The organism is Nonomuraea sp. NPDC050227 (assembly GCF_044459705.1).
Classification (GTDB): domain Bacteria; phylum Actinomycetota; class Actinomycetes; order Streptosporangiales; family Streptosporangiaceae; genus Nonomuraea.
On sequence record NZ_JBITJF010000004.1, the window covers coordinates 330,947 to 342,767 of the forward strand.

Annotated in this window: 14 protein-coding genes and 1 tRNA gene; 11 read left to right on the forward strand and 4 right to left on the reverse strand. The window is 70.6% G+C overall.

The genetic code is table 11. The features are described 5' to 3' along the window. Positions 1–85: 85 nt before the first annotated feature. A complete protein-coding gene (locus ACIBK9_RS18640; RefSeq protein WP_397159568.1) occupies positions 86–1,531 on the reverse strand; it encodes an alpha/beta fold hydrolase in 1,446 nt (481 codons plus the stop codon). Between the two features lie 92 nt (positions 1,532–1,623). Here ACIBK9_RS18640 and ACIBK9_RS18645 point away from each other — a divergent pair, with 92 nt between their 5' ends. The 6 genes from ACIBK9_RS18645 to ACIBK9_RS18670 all read left to right on the forward strand — a co-directional run bounded on the left by ACIBK9_RS18645 (position 1,624) and on the right by ACIBK9_RS18670 (position 5,485). Then, complete coding sequence (locus ACIBK9_RS18645) at positions 1,624–2,178, forward strand: TetR/AcrR family transcriptional regulator (protein ID WP_358298068.1); 555 nt, start codon at positions 1,624–1,626, stop codon at positions 2,176–2,178. 128 nt (positions 2,179–2,306) lie between these two features. Further along, positions 2,307–3,035 (forward strand): class I SAM-dependent methyltransferase, encoded by a 729-nt coding sequence (locus ACIBK9_RS18650; protein ID WP_397159571.1) that lies wholly within the window; start codon positions 2,307–2,309, stop codon positions 3,033–3,035. A 164-nt stretch (positions 3,036–3,199) separates the two neighbouring features. Further along, positions 3,200–3,766: a MauE/DoxX family redox-associated membrane protein gene (locus ACIBK9_RS18655; RefSeq protein WP_397159573.1), complete on the forward strand. Its 567-nt coding sequence runs from the start codon at positions 3,200–3,202 to the stop codon at positions 3,764–3,766. Next, complete coding sequence (locus tag ACIBK9_RS18660) at positions 3,763–4,317, forward strand: hypothetical protein (RefSeq protein WP_352354283.1); 555 nt, start codon at positions 3,763–3,765, stop codon at positions 4,315–4,317. The genes ACIBK9_RS18655 and ACIBK9_RS18660 overlap by 4 nt, the downstream gene beginning before the upstream one ends. Before the next feature lie 50 nt (positions 4,318–4,367). Next, a complete protein-coding gene (locus tag ACIBK9_RS18665; RefSeq protein ID WP_358298060.1) occupies positions 4,368–4,718 on the forward strand; it encodes a hypothetical protein in 351 nt (116 codons plus the stop codon). Between the two features lie 206 nt (positions 4,719–4,924). Further along, positions 4,925–5,485 (forward strand): hypothetical protein, encoded by a 561-nt coding sequence (locus ACIBK9_RS18670; protein WP_358298058.1) that lies wholly within the window; start codon positions 4,925–4,927, stop codon positions 5,483–5,485. Positions 5,486–5,523: 38 nt separating this feature from the next. On the opposite strand, the gene ACIBK9_RS18675 is transcribed toward ACIBK9_RS18670, so the two are convergent. After that, on the reverse strand, positions 5,524–6,108 hold the full coding sequence (locus ACIBK9_RS18675; RefSeq protein WP_397159576.1) for a hypothetical protein: 585 nt from the start codon (positions 6,106–6,108) through the stop codon (positions 5,524–5,526). Positions 6,109–6,249: 141 nt separating this feature from the next. Here ACIBK9_RS18675 and ACIBK9_RS18680 point away from each other — a divergent pair. The 4 genes from ACIBK9_RS18680 to ACIBK9_RS18695 all read left to right on the forward strand — a co-directional run bounded on the left by ACIBK9_RS18680 (position 6,250) and on the right by ACIBK9_RS18695 (position 9,561). Next, positions 6,250–6,345: transfer RNA gene (locus ACIBK9_RS18680), tRNA-Sec, on the forward strand. A gap of 69 nt (positions 6,346–6,414) precedes the next feature. Beyond that, on the forward strand, positions 6,415–6,825 hold the full coding sequence (locus ACIBK9_RS18685) for a rhodanese-like domain-containing protein (RefSeq protein ID WP_397160179.1): 411 nt from the start codon (positions 6,415–6,417) through the stop codon (positions 6,823–6,825). Continuing rightward, the gene (gene selB / locus ACIBK9_RS18690; protein ID WP_397159578.1) at positions 6,816–8,552 is read left to right on the forward strand and encodes a selenocysteine-specific translation elongation factor; all 1,737 of its coding nucleotides are present in this window, start codon (positions 6,816–6,818) and stop codon (positions 8,550–8,552) included. Before ACIBK9_RS18685 ends, selB begins: the two co-directional genes overlap by 10 nt. Before the next feature lie 298 nt (positions 8,553–8,850). Continuing rightward, positions 8,851–9,561: a helix-turn-helix domain-containing protein gene (locus ACIBK9_RS18695; protein WP_397159580.1), complete on the forward strand. Its 711-nt coding sequence runs from the start codon at positions 8,851–8,853 to the stop codon at positions 9,559–9,561. Here ACIBK9_RS18695 and ACIBK9_RS18700 read toward each other — a convergent pair. Both ACIBK9_RS18700 and ACIBK9_RS18705 read right to left on the reverse strand, forming a co-directional pair. Beyond that, complete coding sequence (locus tag ACIBK9_RS18700; RefSeq protein ID WP_364339264.1) at positions 9,543–10,121, reverse strand: dihydrofolate reductase family protein; 579 nt, start codon at positions 10,119–10,121, stop codon at positions 9,543–9,545. The genes ACIBK9_RS18695 and ACIBK9_RS18700 overlap by 19 nt on opposite strands. 179 nt (positions 10,122–10,300) lie before the next feature. Further along, entirely contained in the window at positions 10,301–10,930 is a 630-nt protein-coding gene (locus ACIBK9_RS18705; RefSeq protein ID WP_397159582.1) for a TetR/AcrR family transcriptional regulator, read from the reverse strand. 177 nt (positions 10,931–11,107) lie between these two features. Here ACIBK9_RS18705 and ACIBK9_RS18710 point away from each other — a divergent pair, with 177 nt between their 5' ends. Then, positions 11,108–11,800 (forward strand): hypothetical protein, encoded by a 693-nt coding sequence (locus ACIBK9_RS18710; RefSeq protein WP_397159584.1) that lies wholly within the window; start codon positions 11,108–11,110, stop codon positions 11,798–11,800. Positions 11,801–11,821: the final 21 nt, after the last annotated feature.

Below are 11,821 nucleotides of genomic sequence, written 5' to 3' on the forward strand. Positions count from 1 at the left end.
GTAGACGGCCTCAGGTTCGGTGGGCGGGAGGTCGTCCATCGAGGCATGGGACGAGCCCCAGCCGTCTCGGACATGGTCGCAGTGCTCAGGTTCTGGCGCCTGCGGCCAGGACGCGCCCGACGAGGATGTCGGTGAACCTGTCCGGCTGCTCGAACAGCGACCGGTGCCCGGCGCCGGGCAGGACGGTGTGTTCCTTGTGCGGCGCCACGAGTGTGGCGTACCAGTCGTCCAGCAGCCGGCTGCGCGCCGGGACCTCGTCGGCGCCGTCGATGAAGTGGACGGGGACGGCGAGCCGCGGGACGCGCGTCCGCAGGTCGAGGTCGCGGGCCCGCGGGTAGTAGCGGTCGTAGGCGTCGAGGAAGCCGGTGACGAGGTGCACCTTGTCGAGCAAGGAGTATTCGGGCGCCACCAGGCTCTCGTCGAGGCCGCTCTGTCCGTTCCCGGTCGCGTAGACCTCGCTCTCGGCGAGCAGCATCGGCTCGTAGCCGTACATGCCGGCATAGGGCGGGGGCCCGACGGCCTCCAGCGCGGCGGCGAGGTCGCGGTCACGGTGACCGCGCGCCCAGGCGAGGGTGTCGGCGTACTGGACGCGGTCGGCGGCGCCGGTGTTCACTGCTTGACCGACGCCGACGTAGGCGTGGAACAGCTCGGGCCGCCGTTGCACGGCGAGCACCGCCGGCAGGGTGCCCCCGGAGTGCGCCAGGAGGTAGATCCGGTCCTTGCCGAATCGGGTTCTGAGGTAGTCCGCGGCGGCGAGGATGTCGCCGGTCTCGCTCGCCGGGGTCAGCGTGGCGGTGGGTTCGAGCATCGGGTAGGAACTGCCGCCGCCGCGGCGGTCGAGGGTGGCGACGACGACGTGGTCCTCCAGCGCTGACAGGTGCCTGCGCACCGCTCCGCGTTCGGCCGCGCCGGGCGCGCCGGGGACGAACAACAGGACCGGCTTGGCCGTGTCCCGGCCGCGGATCATCAGTCCGAGCCGGTGGGAGCCGCTCGGGACGGTCGTCAGCTCGGCGACGGCACGCTCACCGGCGATCGGGGCGGTGCTCGCGGGCAGGGCGACGCCGATCGCCAGCGCGGCGACGATCATCGCGAGCGCGCCGATCAGCGTCCGGCCGAGCAGGCGCCGGACGCGGCCTGCTCCCGATCCTGATCGGGCAAGGCCGGTTCCCTGTCCTGGTCGGGCAAGACCGGCTCCCCAAGCGGCGCCGACGAGCATCGGAAGCAACGCGAGCAGCCCGTGCACGCCCCGCCCGGCGAGGAACGCGAGCACTCCGAACAGCCCACCCTGAGGCGCGTCGACGCTCGGCCCTTCCGCGCCGGTGCGGACGATCTCGAAGACCAGGGCGAACACCGCCGGCGCCGCGATCATCGCCCATCGCGACCTGGCGAGGTATCCGGCGACCCCGCCCACGACCAGGCTGAGCCCGATGCTGGTCAACGCCGCTGCCGGGGTCAGCGGCCCGCGCGGCGTACTCACCCCCGCGACCGCTCCCCACACCAGCGGTGCGAGTACGGACGCAATCCTGTTCACGATCATCGCCACCCCTTCCGATGTAGCAGTCGCTACATGCATACGAATGTAGCATGCGCTACATTCGCGGGTGGGACTGCTACGGTCGAGCCATGGATCGTCGTGCCGAGCTGGCCGAGCAAGTGCTGGACTACGTGCTCGAACACGGTCTGATCGGGTTGTCGCTGCGTCCGCTGGCCACCGCCCTGAACACCAGCGACCGCATGCTGATCTACCACTTCGGCAGCAAGGAACGGCTCGTCGGCGCAGCCCTCGCGCTCGCGCAGCAGCGGCTGGCCGCGGCGGCCGAACCTCCCGGCGAGGCGGTGCGCAGCGTCGCCGACCTCGTCAGGCATCTGTGGTCCAGCCTCGCGCACCCGAGCGGCACACAGGCCACCCGGCTCTATCTCGACCTTTCCGTCCTCGCCGCCAAGGAACCCGAACGCTGGAGGGCCGCCGTCGAACAACTGCGCGGGCCGTGGCGCGAGCCGTTGCGGAGCGGCCTCCTCGCCCTGGGGGTCGCGGCGGGCGAGGCGGAGCCGCTCGCCGACCTCATCCTCGCCACACTCGACGGCCTGGCGCTCGACCGCATGGTCGCCGCGGACCCGGCGCGCGCCGACAACGCGGCAGCGGCCTTCGCCGACCTCCTCGACCGCCACCCCGGCTGACCACCGGAAACCCGGCCGGCAGCGCAGTGACGGAGTTTCGGATCAATGGGCGCGCCGGCGGTGCGTACCGGCACGCGCCGTCCGAAACCCGGTAGCCGTTCGTTCTCGGCCCGCATACGTTCGGCCGCATGGCTGACGAATGCTTCGGACATCCACGACTCGCCGCGATCTACGATCCGCTCGACCCCGACCGCGGTGATCTCGACGCCTACCTCCGGATGGCGGAGGAGTTCAAGGCGCGCCGAGTGCTGGACATCGGCTGCGGCACCGGGGTGTTCGCGCTGCTTCTGGCCGATCGCGGGATCGAGGTCGTCGGCGTCGATCCCGCTCGGGCGTCCATCGACGTCGCGCACGCCAAACCCGGCAGTGAGCGAGTGCGCTGGATCTGCGGTGACGCGACGGACCTGCCGTCGCTGCAGGTCGATCTGGCGACGATGACGGCGAACGTCGCCCAGGCCGTCGCTGATCCGGACCTCTGGCAGGAGACGCTGCGGGGAGCCTGCGAAGCCCTGCGCCCCGGAGGGCGTCTGGTCTTCGAGACCCGCGATCCGGCCCGGCGCGCCTGGGAGGGGTGGACGCGCGAGCTCTCCCACCGCGTGACGGAGATCCCAGGCGTCGGCTCCGTCGAGAGCTGGGTCGAGCTGGTCGAGGTGAGCCTGCCTCTGGTGACCTTCCGCTGGACCTACGTCTTCGCCGCGGACGGACAGGTGCTGACGTCGGATTCGACGTTGCGTTTCCGGGAGCGGGAAGAGGTCGGGAGAGATCTGGTCGCCCACGGATATGTGGTGGAGGACGTTCGCGACGCGCCTGATCGGCCGGGGAGAGAGTTCGTCTTCGTGGCACGGCGTGCCGGTTGACCTCATCGGTGATCTGTAAGTCCGGGCGACGGTGCGCACTTGCCCGAAGCGCGACCGACCGGGCGCCGTCCTCGGGTATCCCGCGAAATCGATCTTGTCAAGAGTTGATCATTTAAGGCCCGTACCATACTTTTTCGTTCATCCGACCCTGACGGGAGCGACGGATGAATCTGAATGCGGCAGTTGCGACCGGAGCCGCTGCTCAGGCCGTACTCATCGTGGTTTTCCTGATAGCGACACTGTCAAAGACCATAACCCACCGCGAACTCGGCCGGACCATCGCACAACTGGGTCCGGCGGCTCTGGGAAGGCACGCCGCGATCGCGGTGATCGGCGTCGAGACGCTGGCCGTGATCGGCCTGACGGTGGCGCCGTCCGCCTTGTGGCCGCGCGCGCTCATCGTGCTGCTGGCGCTGGCGTTCGCCGGCGCCGGGATCCGCGCGCTGAGCCGCGGCGAGAAGATCAAGTGCGGTTGTTTCGGGAACGGCGGCGCGGTGCTCGGCTGGCGCCAGGTGCTGTACCTCCCGCTGTGGCTGGCGCTTGCCGTGCTGGCCGAGGCGAACCCGCCGACCTGGACCGGGCAGGAGGGCCTGCTCGGCCTGGCCGTGGCGCTGCTGGCCATGGTCGCCTGGAAGCTGAGGGCCGAACTGCGCCTGTTGCGCCCGCTGCGGGAGGACCGGATGGTGCTTCCCGATCCCACCCAACCCGAAGCGGAGGTGCACGCCGCATGACGACGGTGCTGCTCATCGTGATCTGCCTGCTGGCCGTGGTGCTGTTCGTCCAGATCGGCGCGCAGGTGGAACTGTTCCAGCAGGTCAAGCAGATCCGGGGCTACCTCGACATGGAGGACAAGCCCACCCCGGTGGAGCTGGGAACCCTGGAGGGTGCCCCGCCGAGCCGCTTCGGCCTGCCGGCGGCCCTCGACGAGGCCGAGCGGGCCATGGTGCTGTTCCTGTCCAACAAGTGCGAGACCTGCCACAACCTGGCGTCGGCGCTGCGTGGGGGAGCGGTGCCGCCATCGATGTGGGTCGTGGTCGTCCCGGTGTCCGGGGACGGCAACGAGTTCATCGCCGAGTTCGGGCTGTACGGCGAGCGGGTCGTCCTCGACGAGGACGAGAGCATCGTCGGCAGCATCGGGCTCGACATCACACCCGTCGCACTCCACGTCACCGAGGGGAAGCTGACACGGGCCCACACGGTGCCGACGGTCAGGCAGATGTACGCGGCCGCCCCTGTTCCCTACAAGCACAACCTGGCCGGCAAGCCCTCCGTACGGCACTGATCCGATTTCACCCCACGGCCAGAGAGGCCAACATGGATCACCTCCACAAAATGTCGGAAGGACCGGACGCGTCGAACCGGCGAGGATTCCTCGGCTGGATGGGCAGGGTCGGCGTCGCGGCGATCGGCGCGGTCGCGGGCGCGACCGTGATGACCAAGCCGGCGGCGGCGGCGAACTGGCGTTGCTGCAACCTCGCCCTCCCCAACACCTTCTGCAAGACCAACAGCAGCGGACAGTACGTCTGCCCGTCCGGCTACAGCATGAAGGTGTGGCAGTGCTGTAGCGGCTCGGCGCCGTACCAGCGGAAGTACGCCTGCGGTGAGTGCACGAAGGGCGCCGACTGCGGTTCGGGCCCGTTCATCTGCTCGGCCGGCTGGACCGTCAACGCCAACGGCTGCTGACAGCGACCGGGTGGCCGGTCCGGCGCGATGGCCGCGGCCGGCCACTCCGGATGGAGGATGTCGTGTCCCTTGACACCTGGCTGACCTTCGCGCTGCTCCTGCTCATCGCGAGCGCGGGCTTCGCGCAGTTGTTCAGCTTTTGAGGCCTTTCCTTCGTCGGATACCTCCGCCCCCTGGTCCAGGGGAGAGTTCCCGGGGAGAAGCCCATGTACCGGCCGATCCTCATGCTCATGCTCGGCTTCAGCCTCTCCGCGCTGCTCGCGTACGGGCTGGTGCATCTGCTCGGCTCCGGCCTGTTCGGCGGGATGCCGGGGACGGGCGCCAAGCTCGCCGCGGCGACGGTGATGCTCGCCTGCCTGGTCATCGACTCCGGCCTGTTCGGGCTGCGCACGCCCATGTGGCGGCGGCAGACTCCGCAGCAGCATTTCTACCGGTTCGGCCCGGCCAGGGGAGCGCTCCTGTGGGGGCTGGACACCGGCCTGGTCCTGACCACGTTCAGGGTCACCTCGCTCACCTGGGCGGCGCTCGGCGTCACGCTGTTCGGGCTGGTGCCGTGGTGGGCGGGTCTCGCCTACGCGATCGGCTTCACCTGGCCGGGTTTCGCGCTGGTCGCGATCGTGCCGTCGTCGAAGGACCTGGTGGAGATCCCTGAGCCGATGTGGCTGATCGACTGGCTCATGGAGAAGGAGAAGCCGGTCAGGCGGCTGATGCTGGGCCTGCTCACGGTCGTGTTCGCCGGCGTCGTCGCTTCGTCGTTCCTGGGCTGACGCGCCGCCCGCCGCTCGCGCGGGCGGCGCGTCGAAGCTCAGCAGGCGCCGTTGAAGAAGGAGATCTCACGCCGGACGACGGGCTCGCCCGGCACCCGGAACTCCAGCGGGACGCACGCGGGCTCCTTCACGTAGAAGCCGCCCACGAACATCGTGTCGTGGTCGGAGCACGCGGTGAAGGACACCGAGTGATCGGCCTCGGCCGGAGTGCGGGCGTTCCTGGACGGCTCGGAGTAGAGCAGGCCCGCGCTGTCGTGGAACTTCGCCGGGATGGACACCGTGATCGTCTTGCCCTTCCTGACCAGCGCGCCGACCTTGAACCTGTGGTCGCTTCCGTACTGCTCGGCCCGCGCGTCGCCCCACGCGAGCAGCCCGGGGATGAGCAACGGCCCCACCACGAGGTCGTCCGGCTCGGCCGTGCGGCTCGCCGTCTTCTCTCCCGGGAACTCGCCGTTGCGGTTCGCGCAGTTCAGCACCCGCGGATTCGCCAGGCTTCCCGGCCGGGCGGACGACTGCGCCGCCGTTCCCGCGTCGGCCTCCCCGGTGGCACAAGCGGTCAAGGACGGCAGCAGCGCCACCAGCGCCGCCCAGATCGATCCCCTGCGTACACCTTTGAAGATCATTATCCAGTTGTACACCTCGCCGCCGGAGGTGGCCAGACGTCAGTGGATCACCTTCGGCGGCGTGGTCGCCGTCCGCGAGTGAGTGGCTCGGCGTGAGAAAGATCTTCAGTCGGAGCCCCGGAGAGGGTTAAGATCACCAGCGGAGGCGTCCGGGTGCCTGGTGGCCCTCTCGGTCTTCAAAACCGATGGCGCCGAGCATCTCGGCGCGGCGGGTTCGATTCCCGTCCGCCTCCGCCAGACCTCACCCCTGGAGTCCTGCTGAGCATCGACGCGTTACTGGCTCGGGCGCGTGCCGGGCTGCGCCGCCTGCCGCCTGCCGAGGCCTTCGCCGCGGCGAGTCGCGGTGACGCCTTCATCGTGGACACCCGGCCGGAATCCCAGCGGCGCAGCGGCGGCGAGGTGCCCGGCGCCATCGTGATCGAACGCAACCAGCTGGAGTGGCGGCTCGATCCCCGTTGCGACGCGCGGATCCCCGAGGCCACCTCGGCGCACATCCGCTGGATCGTCCTGTGCGACGAGGGATACTCCTCCAGCCTCGCCGCCTCGACCCTCAGGCAGATCGGGCTGGCGAACGCCACCGACGTGATCGGCGGCTTCCAGGCGTGGATCGCGGACGGGCTGAGGGTGAGCCGCCCCGCCGTCCTCACCCGGCCGCGCGGTCCGGGTGAACCGGGCACGGACACCAGGCTGACGGCCGCCGAGCGCGCATGTGGGTGATCGCCACCGCCGGGCACGTGGACCACGGCAAGTCGGCCCTGGTCCGCGCGCTCACCGGGATGGACCCTGACCGCTGGGCCGAGGAACGACGCCGGGGCATGACCATCGACCTCGGCTTCGCCTGGACCACGCTCAGCTCCGGCCGGCAGTTGGCGTTGGTCGACGTTCCCGGGCACGAGCGGTTCGTCACCAACATGCTCGCCGGCGTCGGCCCGTGCCCCGCGGTCATGTTCGTGGTGGCGGCGGACGAGGGGTGGCGGGCCCAGTCCGCCGAGCACCTGGCCGCCCTGCACGCCCTGGACGTGCGGCACGGCCTGCTGGTGGTCACCCGCACCGACCTCGCCGATCCAGGACCGGCGCTGGAGGAGGCCCGCCTCCACCTGGAGGGGACGAGCCTGTCGGGGATCGACGCCGTCTCCGTCAGCGCCCGGACCGGGCAGGGCCTGTCCGAGTTGTCCGCCGCGCTCGACCGGCTCGCGGCCGGCCTTCCGGAACCGCGCCAGGACGGCCCGGTGCGGTTGTGGATCGATCGGGCGTTCACCGTCACCGGGGCCGGAACCGTCGTCACCGGCACGCTCACGCACGGCACGCTGCGGGTGGGCGACGAACTGCTCGCCGGGCCGGACCGGCTCCAGGTCCGCGGCCTTCAGACGCTCAACCAGCGGCGGGACGCGGTGTCGGCGACGGCCCGCGTCGCCGTCAACGTCAGGGGCGCCGATCGCGACACGCTGCCCCGGGGCACCCCGCTGCTGACCCCGGACGCCTGGATCACCACCCGGTCGGCGGACGTGCGCCTGGAGCCCGGCGCGGACGTCGGCCGGGAACTCGTCTTACACCTGGGCTCCGCCGCCGTTCCGGTCCGCCTGCGCCCTCTCGGCGCGGGCACGGCCCGTCTCACCCTGGCCCGGCCCCTGCCGCTCAGGGCCGGTGACCACGGCCTGCTCCGCGATCCCGGCCGCCGGATGATCGTGGCGGGGGTGCGCGTCCTCGACGTGCGGCCGGCGCCCCTGCGACGACGGGGAGCCGCGGCGGTCAGGGGGGCCGCGCTCGCCGGCGTGACCGTGCCCACCGCCGCCGACCTGCTGCGCTGGCACGGACTGCTGAGCCGGGCCGAGCTGACCGCGATGGGCGCCGCCCCCGATGGGCCGCCGGTGACGGGCGACTGGTTCGCCGACCCCGGCCACTGGTCCGAGCTGCGGCGCCGCCTGACGGAGCAGGTGTCGCAGCGCGACCAGGGGATCACGGTGGAGGCCGCCGCCCGGCTGCTCGGCCTGCCCGACCGGCGGCTGGCGCGGGCGCTGGTCGCCGAGCCGTTGACGGTCAGAGCAGGGGTGATCATCGATGGCGACCGGGCGCGGGCGCCGATGCCGCCGCAGGTCGAGAAGGCCGTCGCCCGGCTGCGGAGCGACCTCGCCGGCCGTCCCTTCGACGCCCCCACCGCCGAGCGCCTGACCGAGCTGCGACTGACCGGCGCCGCCCTCGGCGCGGCCATGCGTGCGGCGGCGTTGCTGCACATCGGGCGGAACGTCGTCCTCCTGCCGGACGCGCCGGAGCAGGCGGTCGCCGTGCTGAGCACGCTGCCCGCGCCCTTCACCGTCAGCCAGGCCCGCACGGCCCTGGGCACGAGCCGCCGCGTCGCCGTACCGCTCCTGGAGTACCTCGACGCCCGGGGCCACACCCGTCGGGTCGACAACGACTCCCGGATCTGCCTTCCACCCGCCCAGTAGCAGTCGATGAAGCCGATGACCCATCCCCGGTCGCTGATGTCGAAAGCCTGGGAGGAGTTCATCCGCACGTCGGTGGGCAGCAGTGCCGCCGTGCCGGTCGCGGCGGCTGCCGGGGACGCGAGCGGGGCCGAGCACGTGAGCGCGACCATGGTCAGGGCCGTGGCCATGAGGGGGCCCGGGGCGGATCGGTGTCGCGATCGACGTAAGGGGCCTTTTGCTGGAAATCCCTCACCACTTCCTTACGTCTCGCCCATGATCCGCTCGCGGGACCGGAGGCCCTCGCGCGTATCCTTCCTTCGTGGCACTGCGGTTCGAGACACGCGCGTCCGATTCACCGTGGGTCGAGGCCGTGTGGAGCTGTACGAGCGAGCACGTCGCGGAGATGACCTCCGTCGCAGCGGTGAGCTGGGGGCTTGTCTTCTGGGAGCGCGAGGGCAGGGCGCACGCGGGCATCTCCGGTCCCGAGACCAGGTCCGGCACCGCGCCGGTGCCGGAGGGCTCGACCTTCGTCGGCATCGAGTTCGCCGTAGGCACGTCGCTGCGCGCCGTCCCCCCGCCGGCCCTGGTCGACGGCGGCATCGAGCTCCCTGACACCACGGGCAGGACCTTCGTGCTGGACGGCGTCCGCTGGGAATCTCCCGCCCCCGACGACGCCGAAGCTCTGGTCGGCCGTCTGGTCCGCGCCGGGGCCCTGGTCCGTGACCCGCTCGTCGCCGACGTTCGCCGAGGTCATCGTCCAGCGGTCTCAGGACGAACCGTCGAACGCCGGTTCCGGGCGGCGACCGGGCTGACCCAGGGCGCCATACGGCAGATCGAGCGTGCACGCAGGGCCTCGGTGCTCCTGGCCGCCGGCGTCCCCGTCGCCGATGTCGTCTCGGGGCTGGCGTATTTCGACGAGCCACACCTGGCCCGTGCGCTGCGCCGGTACGTGGGGCGTACGGCGCGGCAACTCCGAGAGGGCACCGGCGGTGCGATCGCCCTGGACCTGGATCAGCTGACGACGTCGTAGATCAGCTTCACGATCCCGTTGGGGTAGGCAGCCGACGCCCGGAGGCTCAGCACCTGCTTGTCCCTGTCCGCTTCCGTGAACAGGCTCTTCCCGGCCCCGAGCAGCACCGGGAAGACGAGAAGGTGGTACCGGTCGATCAGGCCCGCCTCCGACAGCCGCCGGGCGAGCTCCGCGCTGCCATGGATGAAGATCGCGCCACCTTCGCTCTTCTTGAGCTCGACGACGTCCTCGGCCGAGCGCAGGATCGTCGTCGGCCCCCATCCCTCGACGAGGGCGTCCTCGGACAGCGTGGTCGAGACCACGTACTTGGGCAGATCCTTGTAGGCGGCGTGGTCATCCGAATCGCGCCAGATCGGCGCGAACGCCTCGTAGCTCCGGCGGCCGAACATCAGCGCCGTCGTCTCCTCAAGCTCCTCGCCTTTCAGTGAGAAGGCCTCGGGCAGGAATTCGATGTCCTTGACCACCCAGCCGCCGCTGCGGTGCTCCTCGCCGGGGCCACCGCCCGGGGAGTCCACAACGCCGTCAAGCGACATGAAACCGGTATAGATCAGATCACGCATGTGCTGTTCTCCTCATGGTCCGGCGACACGGGGTCGCCAGGTGGATCGGCAGGCGGGCCGTAGCGCCATGCCGACGCAGCGGCGGAACGCCTGCGCCCCATGCTACGAACCGGTCACCGCGGCCGTCTTGTACGGAAACGACGGCATCACGAGCGACCGGGCCTCGGTGAGCGCACCTGTCAACCCTTCTGATCCGGCCGGACGGTGTACGCTCCCGCCTTCGCGGCGGCGATGGCGGCCGCGGCGGCCTGTTCGGCGACGGTCTCGTCGATGGGTTCATGGCTGACGAGCATCCGGTAATAGAACGGCGCGCCGACCGACCGGATCACCTGGATCGGGTCGGTGTCGGGCGGGAGGTCGCCGCGTTCGATCGCGTGCCGCACCGACTCCGCGGCCAGGTCGTTGCGGGTCCGGAAAAAGTCGTGCAATGCCTGCGCCGCCCTCGGGTCCAGCACTGCCGCCGTGATCAGTCCGAGCATCGCCGGGCGCCGGACCGGGTCGTTGTAGAAGCGGTGGATGCCCACCGCGAGCCCGCGCAGGTCCACCTCGATCGACCCGGTGTCCAGGAGCGGCACCTCGGACCTGGACAGGTCGGCGATGAGCTCGACCAGCAGGCCCACCGGGTCGCGCCATCGCCGGTACACCGTGCTCTTGGCGACGCCTGCGATCTCGGCCACGCGTTCCATGCTCAGCTCCGCGTACCCGTGGGCCTCCAGCTCGGCACGGGTGGCGGCCAGGACAGCGGCGCGCACCCGTTCGGTACGCCCGCGCGGTCGCATCGTGCCCGGTGCCGGGCGCTCCTCGGACAACACATGCTCCTTCGCTCGCCTGACCCTCAGTCTAACGCAACCGGAGTCTCCTTTGAATGCCGAAATAGGCACCTAAGAAAACCGGGGTTGTATTAGCGAGGCTCTAGGGCTACGTTGAGGATCGGTTAACGAGATCCCAGTTTTATTTGTCACCCCTCTCGTGAGGAGGACACCGTCGTGTCCGAGACCGCCATCCGCAGGTACGCCGGCCTGTCCGGCCTGGTCGCCAGTCTCCTGATCGTCATCCAGGTCCCGCTGTACTTCATCTACGAGACCCCGCCGGACTGGGACGTCCTGACCCGCAGCCTGTTCGGCATCACCGGCTGCACCGTCTACATCGTCTACTTCGTCGGGCTCCGCCAGCTCATCCGTCACGTCGACCCGGCCTACGACTGGGTCGCCGGCATCGTCCAGAACGCCGGCCTGCTGTGGGTGGCCATGGTGTTCGTCCCGCAGTCCATGGAGGTGGGTGCGGCGATCACGGTGGACCACGACATCGACACCACCATGGAAGGGCCCTTCGCCGGCGCCCAGTACCTCATGCAGGGCGCCGTCTCCAGGCTGCTCATGGGCCTCTTCCTGATCGCCCTGGGGATCGCGGTGTCCCGGCTCGGTCTGCTCCCGCGCTGGGTGGCGCGCTCGGCCTACGTCCTGGCTGCGGTCAACCTCGCCTTCCTGCCCGCCGTGTACTTCGGCGACGACGCCGCCGACTTCTACAGCGCGCAAGGCTGGGGCACCACCGCCAGCATGGGCGCCCTCTGGAGTCTGTGGACCCTCGCCGTCAGCGTGAGCCTGCTACGCGGCGCTCGCCGTACCGTCCCCGCAGTCCCCGGCGCCGGAACGGCCGCGGTCGTGGCACCTACGCAATAGGCCAGAAACGGATCGAAAAGC